This window comes from Pseudanabaena sp. PCC 6802, from assembly GCF_000332175.1.
GTDB lineage: Bacteria > Cyanobacteriota > Cyanobacteriia > Pseudanabaenales > Pseudanabaenaceae > PCC-6802.
In genome coordinates, this window is the sequence record NZ_KB235914.1 from 2456864 (window position 1) to 2481098 (window position 24235).

The 24235-nt window shown below is 47.8% G+C and carries 17 protein-coding genes and 1 pseudogene; 9 read left to right on the forward strand and 9 right to left on the reverse strand.

Annotated features, from left to right (window positions below; translation table 11 throughout):
- Window positions 1-18 precede the first annotated feature (18 nt).
- The 3 genes from PSE6802_RS0116865 to psaB all read left to right on the forward strand — a co-directional run bounded on the left by PSE6802_RS0116865 (window position 19) and on the right by psaB (window position 6376).
- Entirely contained in the window at window positions 19-1566 is a 1548-nt protein-coding gene (locus PSE6802_RS0116865; protein ID WP_019501220.1) for a rhomboid family intramembrane serine protease, read from the forward strand.
- Between the two features lie 298 nt (window positions 1567-1864).
- Window positions 1865-4123 (forward strand): photosystem I core protein PsaA, encoded by a 2259-nt coding sequence (psaA, locus tag PSE6802_RS0116870; RefSeq protein ID WP_019501221.1) that lies wholly within the window; start codon window positions 1865-1867, stop codon window positions 4121-4123.
- A 24-nt stretch (window positions 4124-4147) separates the two neighbouring features.
- On the forward strand, window positions 4148-6376 hold the full coding sequence (gene psaB, locus PSE6802_RS0116875; protein ID WP_019501222.1) for a photosystem I core protein PsaB: 2229 nt from the start codon (window positions 4148-4150) through the stop codon (window positions 6374-6376).
- A 71-nt stretch (window positions 6377-6447) separates the two neighbouring features.
- Here the strand turns inward: psaB and PSE6802_RS29355 are convergent, their stop codons facing one another.
- Both PSE6802_RS29355 and PSE6802_RS0116885 read right to left on the reverse strand, forming a co-directional pair.
- Window positions 6448-7938, reverse strand: coding sequence for a DEAD/DEAH box helicase (locus PSE6802_RS29355; RefSeq protein ID WP_019501223.1), 1491 nt, complete (start codon window positions 7936-7938; stop codon window positions 6448-6450).
- A gap of 84 nt (window positions 7939-8022) precedes the next feature.
- Window positions 8023-8283 carry a hypothetical protein gene (locus PSE6802_RS0116885; RefSeq protein ID WP_202950709.1) on the reverse strand — a complete coding sequence of 87 codons (261 nt, stop codon included), beginning with the start codon at window positions 8281-8283 and terminating at the stop codon, window positions 8023-8025.
- A gap of 92 nt (window positions 8284-8375) precedes the next feature.
- On the opposite strand from PSE6802_RS0116885, the gene PSE6802_RS32055 reads away from it, so the two are divergent.
- Window positions 8376-9143: a thermonuclease family protein gene (locus tag PSE6802_RS32055; RefSeq protein WP_225902679.1), complete on the forward strand. Its 768-nt coding sequence runs from the start codon at window positions 8376-8378 to the stop codon at window positions 9141-9143.
- 99 nt (window positions 9144-9242) lie between these two features.
- Here PSE6802_RS32055 and PSE6802_RS0116895 read toward each other — a convergent pair whose 3' ends face one another.
- From PSE6802_RS0116895 to mdh, 5 genes are all read right to left on the reverse strand, one after another.
- Entirely contained in the window at window positions 9243-9578 is a 336-nt protein-coding gene (locus PSE6802_RS0116895; protein ID WP_019501226.1) for a ribulose bisphosphate carboxylase small subunit, read from the reverse strand.
- Window positions 9579-9611: 33 nt separating this feature from the next.
- Complete coding sequence (gene rcbX / locus PSE6802_RS29360) at window positions 9612-10088, reverse strand: RuBisCO chaperone RbcX (protein ID WP_019501227.1); 477 nt, start codon at window positions 10086-10088, stop codon at window positions 9612-9614.
- A 97-nt stretch (window positions 10089-10185) separates the two neighbouring features.
- Window positions 10186-11616, reverse strand: coding sequence for a form I ribulose bisphosphate carboxylase large subunit (locus tag PSE6802_RS0116905; RefSeq protein ID WP_019501228.1), 1431 nt, complete (start codon window positions 11614-11616; stop codon window positions 10186-10188).
- A gap of 701 nt (window positions 11617-12317) precedes the next feature.
- Window positions 12318-13565, reverse strand: a complete 1248-nt coding sequence (locus PSE6802_RS0116910) for an MFS transporter (protein WP_019501229.1) — start codon at window positions 13563-13565, stop codon at window positions 12318-12320.
- 96 nt (window positions 13566-13661) lie between these two features.
- Window positions 13662-14636 (reverse strand): malate dehydrogenase, encoded by a 975-nt coding sequence (gene mdh / locus PSE6802_RS0116915; protein ID WP_019501230.1) that lies wholly within the window; start codon window positions 14634-14636, stop codon window positions 13662-13664.
- A 6-nt stretch (window positions 14637-14642) separates the two neighbouring features.
- On the opposite strand from mdh, the gene PSE6802_RS0116920 reads away from it, so the two are divergent.
- The 3 genes from PSE6802_RS0116920 to psbC all read left to right on the forward strand — a co-directional run bounded on the left by PSE6802_RS0116920 (window position 14643) and on the right by psbC (window position 18232).
- Entirely contained in the window at window positions 14643-14936 is a 294-nt protein-coding gene (locus tag PSE6802_RS0116920; protein ID WP_019501231.1) for a hypothetical protein, read from the forward strand.
- Between the two features lie 720 nt (window positions 14937-15656).
- Window positions 15657-16718, forward strand: a complete 1062-nt coding sequence (gene psbD / locus PSE6802_RS0116925; protein ID WP_019501232.1) for a photosystem II D2 protein (photosystem q(a) protein) — start codon at window positions 15657-15659, stop codon at window positions 16716-16718.
- Window positions 16719-16840: 122 nt separating this feature from the next.
- Window positions 16841-18232 (forward strand): photosystem II reaction center protein CP43, encoded by a 1392-nt coding sequence (psbC, locus tag PSE6802_RS0116930; protein WP_019501233.1) that lies wholly within the window; start codon window positions 16841-16843, stop codon window positions 18230-18232.
- A gap of 271 nt (window positions 18233-18503) precedes the next feature.
- Here psbC and PSE6802_RS31235 read toward each other — a convergent pair.
- A pseudogene (locus PSE6802_RS31235) lies at window positions 18504-18758 on the reverse strand (hypothetical protein); the annotation flags it as partial.
- A 112-nt stretch (window positions 18759-18870) separates the two neighbouring features.
- Here PSE6802_RS31235 and PSE6802_RS0116940 point away from each other — a divergent pair.
- Entirely contained in the window at window positions 18871-20016 is a 1146-nt protein-coding gene (locus PSE6802_RS0116940; protein WP_026103357.1) for an alanine--glyoxylate aminotransferase family protein, read from the forward strand.
- 3 nt (window positions 20017-20019) lie between these two features.
- Here PSE6802_RS0116940 and PSE6802_RS29370 read toward each other — a convergent pair whose 3' ends face one another.
- Window positions 20020-20982 (reverse strand): hypothetical protein, encoded by a 963-nt coding sequence (locus tag PSE6802_RS29370; RefSeq protein WP_019501236.1) that lies wholly within the window; start codon window positions 20980-20982, stop codon window positions 20020-20022.
- 250 nt (window positions 20983-21232) lie between these two features.
- Here PSE6802_RS29370 and PSE6802_RS31240 point away from each other — a divergent pair, with 250 nt between their 5' ends.
- Window positions 21233-24232: a PAS domain S-box protein gene (locus tag PSE6802_RS31240; protein WP_019501237.1), complete on the forward strand. Its 3000-nt coding sequence runs from the start codon at window positions 21233-21235 to the stop codon at window positions 24230-24232.
- Window positions 24233-24235 lie beyond the last annotated feature (3 nt).

The window sequence follows — 24235 nt, forward strand, 5'->3', positions numbered from 1 at the left end:
ACAGGTTGAAAAATTTCCATGAACCCCAACCAGATCCTGCTCTGGACAGTTTGTCTGTCTTGTATCTCCCTGCTAGTACAAATGGTGCGACTGGGTCGTCAAAGTGGTTGGGGGTGGATTGCAGGTACGATCCTGGTCGTCACGCTTGCCTTAGCTTATTTTGCGCCTACTTGGTCGAGCCTGGTTGGAGGCAGTCTCTGGGCGATCTTGCTTGTCATCCCACTTTGCGGCTTGAATAGGCTTAATACTCTAGTCTCGCAGCAACGCTACAGGCATGCGCGCGAGCTAGCTCAGTGGTTGCAATTATTGCATCCTATGGACGGACTGCCGGAATATCCTAAATTGCTCGAAGCTCTGGAGATGGGCCAGAACGGCGACTTTGAGCGGGCAACTAAAATTTTGAGCCGCTATCACAATTCTCCAACCCCCTTAGGTAGAACTGCTGTAGTGTTGCTCTATCGCATGGCAGGTCGTTGGCAAGATCTATTGCTCTGGATCGAAGAGAACTGCCCGCCTGAGATCTTGCAAACAGATGTAGAGTTAATGTTCTTTTACCTCAGAGCTTTAGGTGAAACTGGCGATCTAAATGGACTATTGCAAGGTTTAACGAGTTTTGAGCAGCTTGTTGGCAGAACTGGCGATCGCCAAAGTCTAGCTCTCGCAAGAATGATGGTGTTTGCCTTTTGCGGCGATCCTGCCCAGGTAAAACTCATGTTCGAGCATCAATTGGCCAACTATTCAGCTAGTTTTCAAAGTTTCTGGCTGGCAACTGCTGAAAGTGCCTGTGGCGATCTTTTAAGGGCACGAGAAACTTTTGCAGATCTTTGCAATTCTGGCGATGCTTCGCTATGTAATGCTGCCAAGTGGCGACTATCTAGATCTCAAGTCGAGCCGCACGCGATCTTAACGGCATCGTCAATGCAAATTCTGGAGCGCCTCGGTCGCGAGGTACACCAAGAAAATATGTATGGCAAACCATCCCGTCGAGTGAGCCAGAAAGCCTACGGTACATTTTTGCTCATTGGGATAAATCTGGTGGTCTTTGCGATCGAGCTCTTTGCTGGTGGTAGTGAAGATATTGAGGTACTTTACCGCCTGGGTGCTTTGGTACCAACCGTGATTTTGCAAGGTGAATGGTGGCGTTTGCTGAGTGCCACTTTTTTGCACTTTGGCTATTTGCACCTAGCACTTAATATGCTGGGGCTTTATTATCTGGGCATCTTTGTGGAACTGAAACTGGGAATCTGGCGCTACCTCGCAACCTACCTCTTTTGCGGGGTGGGGTCGATGTTAGTCGTGACAATTCTCGCGATCGCGCAAAACGTCACAGGTCAAATTACGGTAGGAGCCTCCGGCGCAATTATGGGCATGGTGGGGGTAACGGGCGCTATTTTGTTTCAAGCTTGGCGGAGAGAGAAGTCGCGCTTTGCTGCCCAAAGATTGCGAACGATTATCGCGATCGTGTGCTTGCAGATGTTTTTCGATCTGACCACACCCAATGTCAGCGCGATCGGGCACACTTCTGGTTTGACTCTGGGATTTTTAATAGGTATGTTCCTCGCATAGGTATGTTCTTCGCTTAAAGCTGGACTTTGTTAATTTTTTTTAAGGAAAATATTAAAAATCATCAACGTGAATTGACTGCGAATACTTGCTAATGCCTATCGGCTCTTACTTGAGCGCTATCTAAATAATTGTTAAGCAGTATCAAGATGGTTCCAGGTCTAAACCTATAATTACCCTTTAAGTCCTTAGCTTTCTATAACCGCAGTCCTTATTTTATTCATAGATTTAGCTTTATAGATGGCGAAGGGACAAGCAAACACATAAACCTTGTCTTAATAAATTGAGAGAGGAAACCTCAATGACAATGACTCCTCAAAAGCCAGAGGCAAAGGTAAAAGTGAGTGTCGATCGCGATGTCGTGCCTACCTCGTTTGATACGTGGGGACAGCCAGGACATTTCGATCGCGCTCTAAAGAAGGGACCAAAAACCACTACCTGGATTTGGAACCTTCATGCCGATGTCCATGACTTTGATAGTTTTACAAACGAAGAAGACACTGCTCGCAAGATTTTTTCCGTCCACTTTGGACACTTGGGAGTTGTCTTTATATGGCTCAGTGGTATGTACTACCACGGCGCTAAATTCTCTAATTACGTTGCCTGGTTGAGCGATCCCGTAAAGATCAAACCCAGCGCGCAGGTTGTCTGGCCGATTGTCGGTCAAGAAATTTTAAATGGAGACGTCGGTGGCGGCTTCCAGGGTATTCAAATTACCTCCGGGCTGTTCCACATGTGGCGTGCTGCTGGTATTACAACGGAATATCAGTTGCTCTGCACGGCGATCGGCGGTCTGGTAATGGCTGGTCTGATGTTCCATGCCGGTTGGTTCCACTATCACAAGGCCGCTCCTAAGCTGGAATGGTTCCAAAATGTGGAATCAGCGATGAACCACCACCTCGCTGGTCTTTTCGGGCTAGGTTCTCTAGCTTGGGCAGGGCACCAGGTGCATGTATCGCTCCCAATCAACACCTTGTTAGATTTGGGTGTAGCACCTAAGGACATTCCAGCGCCACACGAGTTCATCCTGAACTCCAGCTTGATGGCAGAACTGTTCCCCAGCTTTGCTAAGGGTCTGACTCCTTTCTTTACGTTAAATTGGGGCGTTTACTCTGATTTCATCACGTTTAGAGGTGGTTTGAACCCTCAAACTGGCTCTTTGTGGATGACAGATCAGATCCACCATCACCTGGCGCTAGCGGTAATGTTCATTGTTGCCGGCCACATGTACCGCACTAACTGGGGTATCGGTCACAGCATGAAGGAAATGCTAGAAGCTCATAAAGATCCCGTAATGATTACCGGTAACGGTCACAAGGGTCTGTATGAAGTATTCAACACTTCTTGGCACGCTCAGCTAGCAGTTAACCTGGCGATCGGCGGTTCAGTAACGATTATTGCCGCTCAGCACATGTATGCTATGCCTGCATACCCATACATTGCTACCGACTACGCCACTCAGATCTCGCTATTCACCCACCACATGTGGATTGGCGGCTTTATGATCTGCGGTGCTGCTGCTCATGCTGGCATTTTCATGGTGCGCGACTACGATCCAGCCGTAAATAATCACAACGTGCTGGACAACATTCTGCGTCATAGAGATGCAGTTATTTCTCACCTCAACTGGGTATGTATTTTCCTTGGCTTCCACAGCTTCGGTCTGTACATCCACAATGACACCATGCGTGCATGGGGTCGTCCGCAGGATATGTTCTCTGATTCAGCGATCTCGCTCAAGCCCATTTTTGCTAATTGGCTGCAAAGCCTTCATGCTGGTGCGGCTGGTGTCACTGCCCCCTATGCTGGTGCTTCTGTAAGCCCCATCTTTGGCGGTGATGTCGTTGCAGTTGGCGGCAAAGTCGCAATGGCTCACATGAATCTCGGTACGGCTGACTTTTTGGTGCATCACATTCATGCGTTCACCATTCACGTTACCGTCCTGATTCTGCTGAAAGGCGTGCTGTTTGCTCGCAACTCTCGTCTGATTCCAGACAAGTCGGAGTTGGGCTTCCGCTTCCCTTGCGATGGTCCTGGTCGTGGCGGTACTTGCCAAGTTTCAGCATGGGATCACGTGTTCCTTGGTCTCTTCTGGATGTATAACTGCATTTCCGTAGTGATCTTCCACTTTAGCTGGAAGATGCAGTCTGATATCTTTGGTACTGTAGCCTCCAACGGCACTGTCACTAATATGACTGGTGGCAACTTTGCAGAAAGCGCATTAACCATTAATGGCTGGTTGCGTGACTTCCTCTGGGCACAGGCTACGCAGGTATTGACATCCTATGGATCTAGTCTATCTGCTTACAGTCTGATGTTCTTGGCTGCTCACTTTGTCTGGGCATTTAGCTTGATGTTCTTGTTCAGCGGTCGCGGCTACTGGCAAGAGCTAATTGAGTCTATTCTTTGGGCGCACAACAAGCTTAATTTTGCTCCAGCGATTCAACCCCGTGCTTTGAGCATTACTCAAGGCCGTGCAGTGGGCTTAGCTCACTACCTCTTGGGTGGAATTACGACAACATGGGCTTTCTTCTTAGCACGCTATGGAGCACTTGGATAATAGCGAGGAGAAATAACTAAAACTATGGCAACTAAATTCCCTAAATTTAGCCAGGACCTCGCTAACGATCCGACTACTCGTCGGATATGGTACGCGATCGCCACAGCTAACGATTTTGAAAGCCATGACGGCATGACTGAAGAAAATCTTTACCAAAAGATTTTTGCTTCTCACTTCGGCCATCTGGCAATCATCTTCCTGTGGGTTTCTGGCAATCTGTTCCATGTCGCCTGGCAAGGTAACTTCGAACAATGGATCAAAGATCCAGTCAATACCAAGCCAATTGCACACGCAATTTGGGATCCTCAATTTGGCAAAGCAGCAGTTGAAGCTTACAGCCAAGCTGGTGCTACCAGTCCCGTTGATATTTGCTATTCAGGCGTTTATCACTGGTGGTATACCCAAGGGATGCGCTCCAATCAAGAGCTGTTTGGTGGCGCAATCTGGCTGCTGATATTGGCCGCCGTTCTGCTATTCGCGGGTTGGCTGCACCTGCAACCCAGTTTCCGCCCCAGCCTGGCCTGGTTCAAGAATGCTGAATCTCGCATGAACCACCATTTGGCAGGTCTGTTTGGCGTTAGCTCTTTAGCATGGGCCGGTCACATCATCCACGTGGCAATTCCCGAATCTCGCGGACAGCACGTCGGTTGGGACAACTTCTTGAGCGTTTCCCCTCACCCGGCTGGACTTGCTCCTTTCTTTACGGGCAACTGGGGCGTATATGCCCAAAATCCTGACACTGCCGGTCATATCTTTGGCACGTCTCAGGGCGCGGGTACTGCAATCCTGACCTTCTTAGGTGGGTTCCATCCTCAAACCGAATCGCTGTGGTTGACTGATATCGCTCATCACCATCTGGCGATCGCCGTGCTATTCATCGTGGCTGGTCACATGTACCGTACCAACTTCGGTATCGGTCACAGCATGAAGACCATCATGGAAGCACACAACCCACCGGCTGGCACTCCTTTAGGTGGCATCTTAGGTGATGGTCACAAGGGCATGTACGACACTTATAACGAGTCGCTCCACTTCCAACTCGGATGGCACCTGGCTTGTTTGGGCGTGCTAACTTCTTGGGTAGCGCAAAACTTCTACTCAATGCCTCCCTATGCCTTTATTGCCAAGGATTACACCACTCAAGCTGCTTTGTTTACTCACCACGAGTACATCGCTGGGTTCCTGATGCTGGGTGCGTTTGCCCACGGCGCGATCTTCTTGATCCGCGACTACGATCCCGAAGCTAACAAAAACAACGTTTTGGGTCGCATTCTCGATCACAAAGAAGCGATTATCTCGCACCTGAGCTGGGTATCTCTATTCTTGGGCTTCCACACCCTAGGTGTATACGTCCACAATGACGTTGTAGTAGCCTTTGGTACGCCTGAGAAGCAGATCCTGGTGGAGCCAGTGTTTGCTCAGTGGATTCAAGCAGCCCACGGTAAAGCTCTATATGGCTTTAACGTTCTGCTATCTAATCCTGATAGCGTTGCCACAACCGCATGGCCCAATCATGGTGATGTCTGGTTGCCAGGCTGGCTAGCTGCAATTAACAGCGAAACCATGTCTCCATTCTTGACCATTGGCCCTGGCGACTTCATGGTGCACCATGCGATTGCGCTCGGCCTGCACACCACAACCTTAATTCTGGTTAAGGGTGCGCTAGATGCCCGTGGCTCTAAGCTAATGCCAGATAAGAAAGACTTTGGCTACAGCTTCCCTTGCGACGGCCCTGGTCGTGGCGGTACTTGCGACATCTCTGCTTGGGATGCCTTCTACTTAGCTGCTTTCTGGATGCTGAATACTATTGCCTGGTTGACCTTCTACTGGCACTGGAAGCACTTGGGTATTTGGCAAGGCAACGTTGCACAGTTCAACGAGAACTCAACCTACCTGATGGGATGGTTCCGCGATTATCTCTGGGCAAACTCCGCTCAGCTAATCAACGGCTACAACCCCTTCGGCATGAACAACATCTCCATCTGGTCCTGGATCTTCCTGGGCGCTCACCTCTGTTGGGCTGTTGGTTTCATGTTCTTGATCTCGTGGCGTGGCTATTGGCAAGAACTGATCGAGACTTTGGTTTGGGCGCATCAACGCACGCCACTCGCTCAGCTTGTTTCCTGGAAGGATAAGCCCGTCGCTCTGTCAATCGTACAGGCTCGCTTAGTCGGTCTAGCTCACTTTGCAACTGGTTTCATCTTTACCTATGCGGCATTTGTGCTAGCCTCAACGGCAACAGCCTTTGGCTAACAAACTAACAAGATTAGTCTTGTAGATTGAAATAAAAGAGTCTCCAAATGGGGACTCTTTTATTTATGAACCTACCAATCTTCCGATGGCTCTGCTGCTTTGGGGCTATCGTAAGACTCCCCGCCGTAGACGATGCCCAACTGTCGGGATGATGGAAGGGCTGTGATGTTTGAACCATAACTCTCAGGACGTTCGCTTCTACCCCGTCGCCGCTCTGAAGTTCTCTCTTCACTGGTATTTTCGGCGATGACTTCGTAGAGAATGGCTTGTTTGTTGGGATCGGCCCCGCGTCGCAAAATTCGCCCCAGTCGCTGAATATATTCGCGAGCCGAACCAGTCCCCGAGAGCAAAATCGCTACGCTCGCGTCAGGTACGTCAACGCCTTCATTTAGTACGTGTGACGTGACCAGGGTTTTATATTCTCCCTGGCGAAATCGAGTTAAAATTGCGTGGCGTTCTTTTACAGGGGTTTGATGCGTGATCGCAGGAACGAGAAAATCCTGCGAGATACGGTAGACGGTGGCATTGTCATTCGTGAAAATTAGCACTCGCTCTGGATAGTGTTGCGCCAGTAAATCTGCCATCACCCGCAACTTGCCATCGGTGCCAAGCGCAATTTCCTTCGCCCGACGGTGCGCCAGCATTGCCCGCCTGCCTGCTTGCGATCGCGCGCTTGCCTGCACGAAGTTTTGCCAGCCCTGCATGCTCCCCAGAGAAATATGCGATTCCCTGAGAAATTGGTTGCGCGTATCGGTAAGTCGATCGTAGCGATCGCGCTCCTGACTGGAAAGCTTAACTTTAATTTGCACGATCTCATGATCTGCTAATGCCTGGCCTGATAATTCTTCAGCGGTCTTGCGATAGACTTCTCGACCAATGAGTAAATCCAGATCGGCATGCCTGCCATCAGTGCGATCGGGTGTTGCCGTCAATCCTAATCGATAGGGAGCGATGGAATATTCGGCAATTACGCGATTGAAGTCGGTGGGTAGATGATGGCACTCATCAAATACCAATAATCCATATTTGTTACCCAAGGTCTCGGCATTGATTGCAGCACTATCATAAGTCGCCACTAACAATGGAGTTCTATCCCTAGAACCTCCTCCCAATAAACCGACTTCCACATCCGGGAAAGCAGCTACCAGATGGGCATACCATTGATGCATCAGATCTATGGTTGGGACTACGATGAGAGTGCTGCGAGCTACGAGCTGCATCGCTAGTTGAGCTAGATACGTCTTTCCAGCAGCCGTGGGAAGTACTACAACGCCTTGCTTACCGGCCTGCTGCCATCCTTCTAGGGCTTCACTTTGGTGGCGGTAGGGTTGCATTTCCATACCAGGTATGAGACTCACCTCAGCAAACGCTTTTGCCTCATCAGTAAAACTTGCATCAGCAGATCGAAGTCCAATGACTATTTCGCGATATCTATAGGCATAGGCGCGGAATTTTTCGACGCGATCGTCCCACTCAAAATATTCGACCCAGGCTTTGCCTTTGGGCGGTGGATGCAAAATTAACGTACCGCGATCGAATTTTAGTGTGGGAGTTCTAACCATGAGGGCTTAAGTTAAAGCTTCTCCAATATTTAGGACAATAGCCATAGCTCTACCAATTTCATGCATAGTAGCCAGACTTGACCTCTAAGCATAGTCTTGGTACTCATAAAAGTCTTCAGCGTTGAGATCTGTAAACTCTACCAACTCACTGCCCGGTTCGTAGAATGGACTCATAGCCTCAGCAGCGTGGACTAATTCCAACTTTTCCCTATCAGAATTAGGCTTTGATATATCTTCACGCACCAATCTTAGAGCAAATTCTATAATTTCAAACCGCTCCTCGTTTGGCATTTGTCTTATTATTTCCAAGATTTCAGATTTCATCATCACTCTTTTCTGCATCATTACTTTCATTCTATGGCTATGTAGACGTGACAGCTCTGGTAGACCAGTGGGGCAAAGACCCCACGCAGGGTTGCCATCCCTTTCGAGCTGTCGTGTTTTCTGTTCAAATTGGTATTATTGTAAAGATTGCGGATCGGGGAATAGAAGTGAAATTTCTGATTTTAAGTCTTATCTTGTCTAGCTTTGGCTTTACTGCCTTTTCTTCTCCTGCCGTGGCTCAGGTCACAGAGCCAGCCCAGGCGATCGGCGTAGGAGATGGGGATACGATTAGGATCTCAGATCGAAATCGCGTTCTGACTGTTCGACTAGCTTGCATCGACGCACCAGAAAGTTCTCAACCTTGGGGAAAAATTGCGACTGAAAGACTGCGGCAGCTTTTGCCACAAGGTCAACCAGTTCAAATTAGACCGATAGAGCGCGATCGCTATGGCAGAACCGTTGCAGAGGTGTTTATTGGCAATTCTAACTCTGTTAATCTCCAAATGGTGGCAGAGGGAACGGCTGTTGTCTACAGAAAATACCTCAACAATTGTGCTGCTAGCAAGGATCGATATTTGCACGCAGAGGCGATCGCCAGACAAAATCACTTGGGTTTGTGGAGCCAGGCCGATCCGCAAATGCCTTGGGATTTCAGACAAGCGCAGCAACCGCGCAACCTATCGCATAAACCAGCGCAAACTATACCTCCGATCGCGCCTGACCGGCAACCGAGAGATCGTGGTGGTATTGCTAAAGACCTTGACTGTAAAGATTTTAAAACCCAAAGGGAAGCCCAGGCAGTTTTAAATGCCGATCGTACCGATCCGCATCGCCTCGATCGCGATCGTGATGGCATAGCATGCGAATCTCTGCCCAGATAAGAGATTGCTATAGCTATACATGGAAAAATAGAGGCAGTGTGAAGCTGCCTCTAAGTGTTGAATTTATAGATTTAGAGATTTGAGTTGAACGAGAGTTGCTTAGTAGCGGCTCGCGTTGGGCTTGTGCACGATAAACATCGCCACTTGGCACTGCTTGATGTTGTCGAAGCCAACTACGCGAATGTAGCAATTGCCATAGGCAGAACGGCAAGCTTGAACTTCGCTGAGTACTTCTTGGGCGCTGGTGGCATTGAACATTGGCAACTTCCACATCGTCCAATAGTACCTGGTTGGGTCGGAATCTTCGTTAAACTCAACGCAAGGGAAAAATCCACTGTCGAGAATGTACTGAATCTGCTTGGCAATTTGAGTATCGCTCAGAGGGGGCAAGTAGGAAAGGGTTTCGTAACGTCTTTCTTTAGGTAAAGTTTGCATGATTTTCTAGACCAATATTTTGGAGTTTACAGTTTAGCGATCGCCACCAGAAACCTGTGAGTCGGAATCTATAGATGTGTCTACAGTTTCTGGATCGACTGGCTCGGTAGCGCGATCGATATTGTGTTCAATACTTCGATTAGCAGATTCCGATGGATCTGGAGTAGTTGCTGAGAAATTGACAATTCTCTCTAAATGCTGGCACCTCAGTCGCATATTCGACTCCTGGATACCACTGCGAGTCATTTCAGGGAGGAAATCTGCGATCTCTTCGGCCAGGTGCTGCCGCACAGTCATAATGCGGAAAGCTAACTCTTGGTTTGCTTGTAGCAGAGCTTCTAGATATATCTCTCCATCCTGGAGCTTCCCAGTGGGTGAAAACCCGGCCAGCCAGTGTGCTAAGGGAGGGTTAGTCTCTTGTAGCTGATCGACCACCGTTCGCATTGCCTCATAGGTAAGGTAGCTACTTAGGGTTTTAGCTGTAGCCTTGGCGATTCGCTTTAGATCCATGAATGACTTGGAGATTAGGTCAGGAGTTTAAGTAAATATTACTAGCTCCCAACCCAATTTCTAGATAAGTTCCGAGATTTCTCCCCAAGATTAATTTCTAGAGAGTATCTACGGTGTCAAATTCAAACTTGATTTCCTTCCAGGTTTCGAGGGCGATCGCCAATTCAGGAGACCATCTGGCGGCGTCACGGAGCACGTCTGCACCTTCACGAGCCAGGTTGCGACCTTCGTTACGAGCTTGAACGCAAGCTTCAAGTGCAACGCGGTTAGCGGTTGCCCCAGGCGCATTACCCCAGGGGTGACCCAGCGTACCGCCACCAAATTGCAGTACGGAGTCGTCGCCAAAGATTTCCACCAGAGCAGGCATGTGCCATACGTGGATACCACCGGAAGCAACTGCCATTACTCCAGGCATAGATGCCCAGTCCTGGGTGAAGTAAATACCGCGAGACTTGTCTTGTTCGATGTAGTTTTCGCGGAGCAGGTCTACGAAACCGAGGGTAGAAGCGCGATCGCCTTCTAACTTACCTACTACAGTACCGGTGTGGATGTGGTCGCCACCGGACATGCGCAAGCACTTCGCCAGAACGCGGAAGTGCATGCCGTGATTCTTTTGACGGTCGATCACGGCGTGCATAGCGCGGTGGATGTGCAGCAGCATACCGTTATCGCGGCACCATCTTGCTAAAGAGGTGTTAGCGGTGAAACCAGCCGTGAGGAAGTCATGCATGATGATGGGCATTTCTAGCTCTTTGGCGAATTCCGCCCGCTTCATCATCTCTTCGCAGGTAGCGGCAGTACAGTTGAGGTAGTGCCCCTTGATTTCGCCAGTTTCGGCTTGAGCCTTGTGGATCGCATCGGCTACGAACAAGAAGCGATCGCGCCAGCGCTGGAAAGGCTGAGAGTTGATGTTTTCATCATCTTTGGTGAGGTCGAGACCGCCGCGCAGAATTTCGTAGCAAGCACGACCGTAGTTCTTAGCAGAAAGACCGAGTTTGGGCTTAATCGTGCAACCCAACAAAGGACGACCGTACTTGTTCAGCTTGTCGCGCTCAACGGTAATACCGTGGGGAGGCCCTTGGAAAGTCTTGAGGTAGGCGACGGGAATGCGCAAATCTTCCAAACGCAGCGCGCGCAGAGCTTTGAAACCGAACACGTTACCGACGATAGAGGTAAGCATGTTGGTGACCGAACCCTCTTCAAATAGGTCGAGAGGATAAGCTACGTAGGCAATGTACTGATTATCTTCACCGGGTACTGGCTCGATGTCATAGCAGCGACCTTTGTAGCGATCGAGGTCGGTGAGCAAATCTGTCCACACAGTCGTCCACGTACCAGTAGAAGACTCAGCCGCAACAGCAGCACCGCATTCTTCGGGTGGTACGCCAGGTTGTGGAGTCATGCGAAAAGCAGCCAGAATATCTGTATCTTTTGGCGTGTAGTCCGGTGTGTAGTAGGTGAGTTTGTAATCCTTAACGCCAGCTTTAAAGCCTGCCGTTGACTTGGTTTGGGTTTGCGAATAAGACATTCTAATCTCCTTGTTGGTCAAATGAACTACCCTGTCTAACAGAGAAAATCTCGATTTCAGAGCTTCGCGCTAATACTCTAGACCTGGATCGTTCGATCGGGTCAATGATAATGTCTCTATTAAGCGCGTAACGAGGTCAGTCCTTAACCCCGAAAATAATCCTAAAAAACAAAAGTTCTCTAGTTTAATCTGTCACGAAGATCGCACATTATTGATTTCTATTTCACAAGCACTAGCGCCTGACAATAGCGCTTCACTGCAAAAGTACTTAATGAGAAATTAGTTGCTTTACTAATTTATTCCAGCTAACTTTATTCGCTAAATAATTCAAATTAATCGAATATATTAGGAACAAATTCCTAGCGGTGCCAAGATAGTAATTCCGCTTGAGTTGATGCTTATCTCTAGTAATTTGCGGTCTGCAAGACAGCTAAAACAATATTATCAGTAACGCGATCCATTAGAGTTTGCTAAATGTTTATAGACGTATAGGCAAAACTTATACATTTATTCGTTGCCGATATTATGGCTTGCCGACTTACAATTTCCCGATTATCGCTAAGAACTTTACTCCTCAACTGACATCAAGAGTGCGTTTAAGTAAAACTTGCAGTACAGACTTTTAGAGTATGTGTAACACTCCAGTCAGTAATCCTACACCCCTGCGGTACGTTTTAATAAAATTTTAATATTGAGAATTATTACAGCACCAATTGCTCTTGTAGTAGGGATTTAAGCCTATTGACAATTGCAATTACGATCGCACTTCCCATCAAAGCGATTGCTGCCATCGTAATGCTAGATGAGAAAGCGATCGTTCTTTCGGGAAGTGGGAATATCAAACTAAATATGCTGGCAACCGCAGCAGTTCCGCCATAGTAAATCCCTACACCCAACCCATTCCAACTTTTGGGCGTCGCAGTCAAGGCCAGAGGGATCGTGCCGTTAATGACAGCGCTCAAACATGCTAATAACAGAGCGATTGAGACGATCGTTGCGATCGCTCCATGCACGATCGACATTAATCCCAACAGTAATGCCGCACCAAGGCAGCCGCTCGCCGTAACCAACTCGTTACCTAGTTTGGCGGCAAGCCACCCAGCCGGGATGGCAAAAACGGCTAAGCCGATTGCGATCGCTCCCATCCACAATTGCAGATTTGCGCCTGCGATCTCTAGCTGTATTAGTCGGGGTAAAGTCTCGCCAATTGCTAGACGCATACTCCAGGCGATCGAAATGCCTAATAAACCAAGCAGTAGTAATTGAGGCACGATTGTTTGAAGCGAAGGACAACTCTCAGTCCTATTTCTAGTTGCTGCGTCAGAAGTTGGGATACTGGATTTGACGAAACGCAATAGGGTTGCGGCTGCTAGAAATGCAAGCGAACTAACAGTGAAAGCAGTAGCAGCGCCAAAGCTAAAAATAAACCGATCTGCTAAAGGTTTAAGCGCTCCGATCGCACCACCCGTTAAGGTAAGCACGCTAAATGCTTGGGCTAAGTTCGAGCCTCTCGCACACTGACCGAGCAAGGCGATCGCGGGGCTACGAAAAATAGCCATCGCCGTTGCCCAAACGAGCGCGAATGCGGGCAACAACCACCGCACCATACTCTGAGGATTGCCAAAGATGGTAACTGCGGGAATCGCCATAAAAAAGGCCGAGGCGAAAATTATGCCTGCCACAATCAAGGGCACGCTAGAACCCAAATTTTGCTTCTGGCGATCGCTAAGCCCGCCCATAATAGGTTCCATAAAGGCAGCAATAAAATTTTCGATAGTTAGTAATGTCAGCCCAAATGCTGGGTCAAAACCGAATTGTTTGAGTAAATCTGGCATGTAAATGTTGTAAACAACCCAGGCAAGCGAAATGGCGGCTTGAATCGCCACTAATCCTGAAAGCAGCCGCCATTCTACTCCTGATGCTAAGAGAGCAGCCCTACCTTGACTCATATGATTTAGCTTTTTGCAAGAACTGATTTTTTGCAACCTCAATTGTTCCCTTTCTGTCTAAAGGGATTCATACCCAAAGATTGTAAGAAGCGATTGCTAAGGAAGAAGTAGCCCCATGGGAATTAGGCTGTCAATGTTTTGTCGTACCGACTTGGCAGAATTATGCAAAGCAGCTAGTTCGTTCTCAGCCAGGTTAAGTTCGACTACCGTGTCAACACCACGGCGACCTAATTGCACTGGTACGCCCATAAAGATATCGTACAGGCCATACTCACCATTGAGGTAAGCAGCTACAGGAATAATGCGACGGCGGTTGAGCAGGATGGCATCCACCATTTCATAAGCAGCAGATGCGGGCGCAAAGTAAGCACTGCCAGTTTGCATGAGTTGCACAATTTCAGCGCCGCCATTACGGGTACGTTCGACCAGACGGGCGATCGCCTCTTCAGTCATTAGCTCGGTCAAAGGTACGCCACTGACCGTAGAGTAGCGCGGCAGCGGCACCATCAAATCGCCATGTCCGCCCATGACCATAGCGGTGACATCTTCGATCGAGATGCCCAGTTCCATAGCAATAAAAGCTTGGAAACGAGATGCGTCCAGCGCGCCTGCCATTCCCACTACTTGATGGCCGGGCAAACCACTTACCTTCCACGCCAGATATGTCATCACGTCTAGTGGGTTGGTCACTACCACCACAATGGCTTTAGGAGAGAAGGTTAAGGCTTTGGGCGTTACCTCCGCCACAATTTCAGCATTAACTCGCAGCAGATCGTCGCGACTCATGCCAGGTTTGCGCGGTACCCCGGCAGTAATTACAATTACATCGGAATTAGCCGTTTCGCTGTAATCATTAGTGCCAATAATCATGCGATCGTGATGCTCGATCGCTCGAGCTTGCATCAGATCTAACGCCATCCCCTGTGGTTTCCCAGGCGCAATATCTAGCAGCACCACATCCGCTAAGTTCTTTTCGGCTAAGCGTTGGGCTAAAGTACCACCTACATTACCTGCTCCAATTACCGTAACGCGGGTGGATGAAAATTTTTGTAAGCGAGTTGGCTTGAACATATATTTATGCAGGCTATAGGTTCCATACCTGCGAAAGATAAATACTTAAACGTAGCAGAGGCAAAATTTCCGCCTATATTCATCATATTCAGCAAGCCCAAGCCATTAGTACTCTATGACATTATCCTTAACAAAGTTCTGACTGATGGGAACGGATTCTTTCACATAGAAGGCTTGTCGCACTGTGGATCGCCCCAATTAATTGAACGGTGCGGCTCGATCTGTCCGGCGATCGCTCAGGGCTGGCGCGAGCTGAAAACGTTGTTATATCGAACTCAGCTTTTAGCCAATCTGGTTTAGCTGCAACCCTTTTATACATATAGCCTGCTGGGATCGTGGCGAGAGTCTTCCAAGAAACTAGATTTTTGCCAAGCATATTTTTAACAACTATGTATTAATAACTATATTTGGGTTTGATATAGGCAAGCTAAAAGGGGTAAAAGCCTCATCGCGCAAGACTTACATGGCAACCTGGCGATCTCTTGTCAAAGCAATCGGTAGAAATACTTATTGCTAAAAAGTCCAAAACCTAGCATTGATAAGTTATTCGGGTTAAGATTAACCTGTCATTTTAATGATTTCTTTATATTTGAAATTCAAAGGATAAAACTGCTGAAACCCTCATGGGAACAGGAAAAATACATATACAATCGGTAATCCTCTAGATAGGGGATCGAACTGTAAAGATGTGTTAAGCTATTAAAAATATCCATGCAACCCCAAAAAGCCTCAAAGCTTTTTCAGTAGAGCAATGGAAGCTAATTGGAATATTGCCCGCACTTAGTAGCTAAGTGAGGTGGCGTTTGCAGTTAGTGCAAACCTATTCTGATTCTTTTTAAGCTCCACATCTTGCCGACTAAGTTATTGCAAATATAAGCCAAAGTGTTGCTATACCAAGCTCTTTGGTGAATGTTCGCAGTAATGGTGGGTGAATTTATGTATTGCTGTGAAAAGTATGAGGAATAAGAAATCAATAATTTTCATCTCAAATCAGATTTATAGGTTTAGAGGGTTTAATTTATGACCATAGCAATGGGACGGTCGCAGCAAGCCGAACGAGGATGGTTTGATGTCCTCGATGACTGGCTAAAGCGCGATCGCTTTGTATTCGTTGGCTGGAGTGGTCTGCTACTCTTCCCAACCGCATTTCTAGCAGTTGGTGGCTGGATGACGGGCACCACATTCGTTTCTTCCTGGTATACCCACGGATTAGCTTCTAGCTATCTTGAAGGTTGTAACTTCCTGACCGCAGCGGTATCGACACCATCGCTGAGCATGGGTCACTCCATTCTGTTTCTCTGGGGACCAGAAGCCCAAGGCGACTTTACTCGTTGGTGCCAAATTGGCGGTCTGTGGACGTTTGTTGCCCTGCACGGTGCATTTGGTTTGATCGGCTTTATGCTGCGTCAGTTTGAAATTGCCCGCCTGGTTGGGATTCGTCCTTATAACGCGATCGCCTTTTCCGCTCCGATCGCAGTATTTGTCTCAGTTTTCTTGATGTATCCTCTGGGACAGTCTGGCTGGTTTTTTGCTCCTAGCTTTGGCGTAGCTGGCATTTTCCGCTTCATCCTATTCGTGCAAGGCTTTCACAACTTTACGCTTAACCCCTTCCACATGATGGGGGTAGCAGGCGTTCTTGGCGCTGCTCTACTTTGTGCTATTCACGGTGCAACCGTAGAAAATACTCTGTATCAAGATGGTGAAGGTTCAACTACTTTTACGGCATTCAGTCCTACACAAGCTGAAGAAACCTACTCCATGGTTACCGCTAACCGCTTCTGGAGCCAGGTTTTTGGTATTGCTTTCTCTAACAAGCGCTGGCTGCACTTCTTCATGTTGTTTGTACCTGTGATGGGCTTGTGGATGGCCAGTATTGGGATTGTTGGCATCGCGCTCAACCTGCGAGCTTATGACTTTGTATCTCAGGAAATTAGAGCTGCAGAAGATCCAGAGTTTGAGACTTTCTATACCAAGAACTTGATCTTAAACGAAGGTATTCGTGCCTGGATGGCTACTCAAGACCAACCTGCTGAGAAGTTCGTCTTCCCCGAAGAAGTTCTACCTCGCGGTAACGCTCTGTAAGCTGTTCGTTGCTCTATTGGCAATTAGCTGTCAGCGTTTACTAAAATTGCTGATAGCTAATTGTTGTTAAGCATTTAAGATTATTTGTAAGAATAAGCAATTTTTTTAGGAGATATTCCCTAGTGACGACGACTATTAACTTCAATTCATTGGGGGTAGGCGGACGTACTCAAGACACATCTGGTTATGCCTGGTGGTCTGGCAATTCTCGCCTGATTAACCTATCTGGCAAGCTGCTGGGTGCTCACGTTGCCCACGCTGGCTTGATCGTATTCTGGGCAGGCGCTATGTGCCTATTTGAGGTCGCCCACTTCGTCCCCGAAAAACCAATGTACGAGCAAGGTTTAATCTTGCTCCCTCACCTTGCTACCCAAGGCTGGGGTGTTGGCCCTGGCGGTGAAGTAGTTGATACTTTTCCCTACTTTGTTGTGGGTGTTGTACACCTGGTTTCCTCTGCCGTACTCGGCCTTGGTGGGATTTACCATGCCATTCGCGGTCCCGAAATCTTAGAAAACTACTCATCTTTCTTTGGTTACGACTGGAAAGACAAAAACAAGATGACCAACATTATTGGGTTTCACCTAATCGTGTTGGGTCTAGGAGCTTTTCTGTTAGTGCTCAAGGCAATGGCTTTTGGCGGTCTTTACGATACCTGGGCACCAGGCGGTGGAGACGTTCGTTTAGTAACCAATCCCACAATTAACCCCCTGGTTATCTTTGGTTATCTTTTAAGCTCTCCCTTTGGTGGATCGGGCAACATGGTTGGGGTTAATAACCTCGAAGATGTTGTAGGCGGTCACATTTGGATCGGTATCATCTGTATTAGTGGTGGTATCTGGCACATTTTAACCAAGCCTTTTGGTTGGGCTCGTCGTGCTTTAGTGTGGTCGGGTGAAGCTTATCTTTCCTATAGCTTGGGTGCGGTATCCTTAATGGCATTCATTGCTACCTGCTTTGTCTGGTTTAATAACACTGTTTATCCAAGCGAGTTCTTCGGGCCTACTGGTCCTGAAGCTTCACAAGCACAAGCGTTTACTTTCATCGTCCGAGACCAGAAGCTAGGTGCTAACATTGCTACTTCTCAAGGGCCTACTGGCTTAGGTAAGTATTTGATGCGCTCTCCTACTGGTGAAATTATTCTTGGTGGTGAAACCATGCGCTTCTGGGACTTCCGTGGCCCCTGGTTGGAGCCTCTGCGCGGTCCAAATGGAATAGAGATTGACAAATTTAAGAATGATATTCAGCCTTGGCAAGTTCGCCGTGCTGCTGAATATATGACACACGCTCCTTTGGGTTCGCTGAACTCTGTTGGTGGCGTTATCACTGAACTCAACGCCGTTAACTTTGTTTCGCCTCGTTCCTGGTTGGCTACTTCTCATTTCGTGCTGTTCTTTATGTTCTTGGTGGGTCACCTCTGGCACGCAGGTCGCGCTCGCGCTGCTGTAGCTGGTTTTGAGAAAGGTATCAACCGCAGCACTGAGCCAGTTCTATCCATGCCCGAGTTAGACAAGTAAACCGCTGTTAGAGCGATCGTCTCAATCAGTTAATATAGCTATAGACAGATCTGTTAAGACAGGGGGTGTAGGGGCGCAGCCCCCACACAGGGGTTTCACCCCTGCACCCCGTCCTAAGCCTGTTGACTATAGCTATAACTACTTGTTAATCAAGTCTAAAAAGTCCCTAGTTTGACTAGGGACTTTTTGCTAGGGGGTAAATCTAAAAAAACTTGCCAACTACACAGTTGAAACCGGGCAGGATAGGGCTAGCGAGTTCGTCTTGCTCGACATCGGAAAAAATAATTCCAGGCATAATCGCAGTTTCACCCAAACCACTCCGATCTGACCAATCTTTAAGTATAGCGCCAATATTTACACACAAGTTCTGATGCTTCCAATGCGGTGCCCTGGTCACAAATAATTCTCCATCGATAATCTCGTAGCGATTAACGCGATCGCCTGCAAATAGCTCTAGATCTGCGGTAGTCCAGAGGATTGGGGACCGGGGGCTAGGGGTTGGGGGTTGGGGTGGAGTTGCTGGCATAAAGACTGCGCGCTCGTTGGCCTTAATAATAGTTGACTCTGGCAATCTTGGTTACCAATAGCCTATACACTCTAATTTAAACCTTTAATATTTCCATATAAAACTCTTAGTAATGACTCAAGTAATAGCGATCGACGACAGTCAGAAACCAGCACTCGCACCATTAATAATGCCCAACCGCCTGCTTCTAGGCCCTGGCCCTTCAAACGCACACCCAGATGTGCTTCAGGCCATGAGCAAACCACCAGTAGGGCATCTCGATCCAGCCTTCTTAACGCTGATGGATGAAATTCAGGCTTTGCTACGCTATACGTGGCAGACGGAAAATCAGCTAACTATTGCTGTAAGCGGTACGGGTACGGCAGCCATGGAAGCAACGATTGCTAATGCCGTGGAACCAGGTGATGTAGTTTTAGTTGGTGTTGCTGGTTACTTTGGTAACCGCCTGGTTGACATGGCCGGTCGGTATGGTGGTGACGTGCGAGTTATAACTAAACCTTGGGGGCAGGTGTTTAGACTGGAGGAGTTACGCGAGGCGATGGAAACTCACCGTCCAGCAATCCTGGCTTTGGTACATGCCGAAACATCGACTGGAGCAAGGCAACCGCTAGAAGGGGTTGGCGATCTGTGTCGCGAATTCGACTGCTTGTTGCTAGTCGATACGGTCACGAGTTTGGGCGGCGTACCGATCTTTCTAGATCGATGGGGGATCGATCTGGCTTACAGTTGCAGCCAAAAGGGTCTGGGCTGCTCGCCCGGGGCATCGCCTTTTACGATGAGCGATCGCGCCATGAAAAAATTACAGCAACGTTCAGCTAAGGTGGCAAACTGGTATCTTGACATGTTGCTGCTTGGTAAATATTGGGGCAGCGATCGCGTCTACCACCACACCGCTCCGATCGAGCTTTACTATGGACTGCGCGAAGCCCTGCGCCTAATTGCCGCCGAGGGCCTGGACAACTGCTGGCAGCGACACCAGCAAAATGTCGAATATCTCTGGGACAGGTTAGAAGAGATTGGGCTGAAACTTCATGTCGATCGCGAGTTCCGCTTACCGACGTTAACAACTGTTTGCATCCCTGATGGTGCTGATGGCAAAGCGATCGCGCGGCAGCTACTACTCGAACATAACATTGAAGTGGGTGGCGGCTTAGGCGAACTAGCAGGAAAAGTTTGGCGGGTTGGGCTGATGGGCTTTAATAGCCGCCCAGAGAGCGTAGATCGCCTGATTGCAGCCCTGCAGAAGGTTTTACCCTAAAGATTAAGTCTCTAATCCTGGTTGCCGATCTGATACATCAGATGCGTTTGGTGCATCAGATGCTTGGGGCAAATTTTGATTTAGGGCTTGCTCGAGTTGGGCATATTGGGCAGGCGAAATCATGCCTTGTATGGCTAATTTGAAACTAACATTGCCTTTGTTATCAAGCGATGTCCGACTAGCTTCCAGTATGAGATCGTTAATATTAGAACCGGGGCTGCGTTGTACGTGAATGGCCAGGTTGGGGATAGGAAATTGGTTTTGTGGATCGATCAGCGCCCCTGCCTTGACAAAATTATCATTCTTAATCAGGGTTAAGAAATTTTCAGATTCGCTCTGAGGAACGCTGCCGATAAGTGTTTTGGGCAAATACCACTCGTTACTTTCTTCACAGAACGGCTCTTTGGCAGCAGCAAAAGCCATAACAGCAATAATGCCTGAGATCGCAGCTAGCTCGATTGCCCAATACCCCCAAGCCCACTCATTTTTTAGCTCTAATTTACTACTGGATGATCTACCAATTTTCAGGCTCTCGCCAACACTAGCACGAAGTTTCATATATCCCCAAAAGCCATTAGAGCCTGTTGTCTGCTCTAATTCTCGATCGATAAAACTGTCGATTTGATTAGGATCGCTCTGACCTGGATTTTTTCTTTGTTCCTCTGCAACTTCTTGCCTAAATGCTAAATAATAACCAGCATTGAGGGTGCCATAAATGACCAACCCCATTAAAACTGCAAAACCAGTGGCACCCAGGGGACTCCTTACTTTCCCCTGCTTGACGGCATAAGCTTGTAAAAAACCACCACCAAAGCCCATGGCAATGGGAAATAGAAACCATAGGTAAATCAGACGTGCTACGGCAAAAGTCGCGCCGCCAATAGCTAGACCGCCGATTAGGGCAGTTAAGGCCAACCAGGTATAGCCAGAACTCGGTACTTTGTTACTGGGTTTATAGAACTTCATGATGCAATTTTGTATAAATGTCCTGGCAGGATTTTAAAACATGAGAAGGAGAAATCCTGCGATCGCGATCGCTTGCGCCCGGATAAAGATGATATAGCCAGCTTATGAATTAACTTTATCGGTAAAGACCACTTTATTTTAGTAATACCCCCATTAAAGCCTGTGAAAACCTTAATGTTAGAGGGGGTATTATAGACTTTAGATGAGGTAATCCTCCGAGCTTTGTACCTCTGGCAATCTTGGCCACAATATGCAGAAAATTCATCAGCCTGGTCTAACGCCACCTTTAGAGAAGCTAAATCACGCCTTAACAGGAGGTGCGGCTAAAGTTATCCCCGAGCACCCCCCAGATGCAAGCAGCAAAAAATTTTATACTGCACTGGCTGATGTAATGCCCGTGGGAGTTTTCTATACCGATGCCAGTTGTAATTGTCAATATATTAATCAACGCCTGAGTCAAATGATCGGGATGACTCTAGAGGCAGCCATGGGAGGAGGTTGGCTTAAAGGCTTATACCCGGAAGATCGCGATCGCGTTGCCCATGAATGGTTGCACGCGATCGATCGTGAAATCCCTTTTGAGTCAGAATTCCGCCTTCAAAGGCAAGATGGAAGCATAACTTGGGTATTTGGACAAGCCATAGCGGAAGGTAGTGGAAAAGACAAGATCTATATCGGTACGGTAACTGATATTAGTAATCACAAATCAATCGAGCAAGCTTTGCAGCAAAGCGAAACCAACTTCCGGGCTATTTTTGAGAAAGCTGCTGTGGGATTTAGCTATAGCGATCTAGAAGGTAAAATATTTCTAGTGAATCAGAAATATGCTGATACGCTGGGATATACAACGGCAGAGCTTACGTCCATGCGCTTGCAGGATATCACCTATCCGCCCGACCGCAATAACGATGATAGCTATTTCAGACAATTACTAGCTGGCAAAATCGCAAATTACTCAATTGAGAAACGCTTCTTGCGTAGAGATGGTTCTCATATTTGGGTAAATCTGACTATGGCTCCGATCCAAATTGATAGTAGCGGTACTCAGTATTTTATTAGCAGTATTCAGGATATTAGCGATCGCAAGCGCGCAGACGACGCTATGCGCCAGCAGTTCGAACGCGAGCAGTTAGTGGGGGCGATTACGAGGCGGGTGCGTAAGTCTTTAGAGTTAGAACAGATTCTAGCTACTACTGTCGAGCAAGCACGCCAGGTATTACAGGCAGATCGCGTGCTGGTGTGTAAGATTGCCCGTAGCGGCACGGGGTTGGTGGTGGCTGAGTCTGTTAGCAATCCTTGGAATAGCCTTTTAAATACGTACTTTTCGGCGGAAGCCATTCCGCCGGAATGCTTGCAAAGTTACCTGGAAGGACATATCACATACATAACCGATCGGAAATCCGATCCTATATTGCCCTGCATGTCCGAACTCATGGCAAAGCTGCAGGTGGAAGCAATCCTAGCAGTACCGATTATCCAGGAAAATGAGTCTCTATGGGGATTGCTCATCGCACATCAGTGCTCGCGTAGTAGAGATTGGCAAGCGTGGGAAGTGACTTTACAGCTACAATTGGCCGACCAACTGGCGATCGCCACCAAGCAGTCCGAGCTTTATCAACAGCTCCAACTGGAGTTGAACGAACGCAAACGAGCAGAGGAGCAGCTACGCCAAACCAACGATCGCCTTGCAGTTACAAATATAGAATTAGCTCGTGCCACTCGTCTGAAAGACGAATTCCTTGCTAATATGAGCCACGAGTTACGCACTCCACTCAATGCGATTTTAGGCATGTCTGAAGGTCTGCTGGAGGAAGGTTATGCACCATTAGTTGAGAAGCAAAAGAAAGCGATTAACACGATCGCCAAAAGTGGCAATCATCTACTAGAACTAATCAACGATATTCTCGATCTTGCCAAAATCGAAGCAGGCAAACTGGATCTGCAAATCGCATCCGTTAGATTAGAGCGTCTTTGCGATACCAGTATGACTTTCATTAAACAACAAGCCCAAAAGAAAAATATTACGCTTACCACTAAAATTTCTGGCGATTCAGAACCAGTCTTTATGGACGAGCGCCGCATGCGACAGGTACTGATCAACCTGCTCAGTAATGCGGTGAAATTCACGAATGAAGGTGGTAGCGTTACTTTGGAAGTTAGTTTGGATAAGGCCAAACGCGAGATAAACTTTAATGTGATTGATACTGGCATTGGTATCGCGTCCAAGGATATCAAAAAACTATTTGAGGCTTTTGTCCAGATTGATAGCAGTCTCTCACGGCGACATGATGGTACGGGTTTGGGGTTAGCATTAGTGCGGCGGATTGTGGAGATGCATGGTGGCAAAGTGAGCGTAGAAAGTGAAGTGGGACAAGGTAGTAAATTTCAAGTCAATATCCCGTGGTGGCAAAGCTCGCAAATGAAGTTAGATTTACTTGCTTCAGAGCATCATCGCTACCATCACTATAAGGTTGCAATGATTGGGGATTCGGAGCAAGAACTGGATGCACTCAGTTGGCATTTAGCCGACATGGGGATTCGGAGTGTATCCTACTGCGATATGGGAAAGGCTTGGCATGGATTGCTTCAACTCGATGTCGATCTGGTTGTAATGAATATCCGATCGCTAAGCCAAAATCATCTCAAAATGCTCTCTCATATACAATCTAACCCCCACACTAATTATATCCCACTCCTGATTATCTCTAGTATTGAGGAACAAAAACAACTAGCTGCACTGCTACAGTTCCATCCATCAGTAGAATATCTTGCCAGACCGTTTTTGGAGTGGCAAGTATGTGAGGCGGTTAATCGGATCAAGAATGCAGAAAGGTCGGTTCATCTGGCTCCCAAACACAATCACCCTTGTCTGTCGGTTCTTATTGCGCAGGAGAGCGATACTAATGTCGCAGCGATCGCAAATCACTTGCAAGCCTTCGACGATCGATATCAAATTGTTCAAGCGCGAACTGGGCAGAGGGCTATAGAACTCGCACGCTGTCTAAACCCGCCGTTAATTTTACTGGATATGCAAATCCCCGAGATGGATGGATTGGCAGTTATTTCCCATCTTCGTGAAATTCCAGAGCTAGACACAGCTAGAATTATTGCGATTTCCAGTATAAATGCTAGGGGCGATCGCGAAAGATGTCTTAGGAGCGGAGCCAATGAATACTTTACCAAGCCAGTCATGCTTAAGTCTTTGCTGAGCGTGATGGGCAGGCTGCTGCATACACCGCATTCATCGTAATCG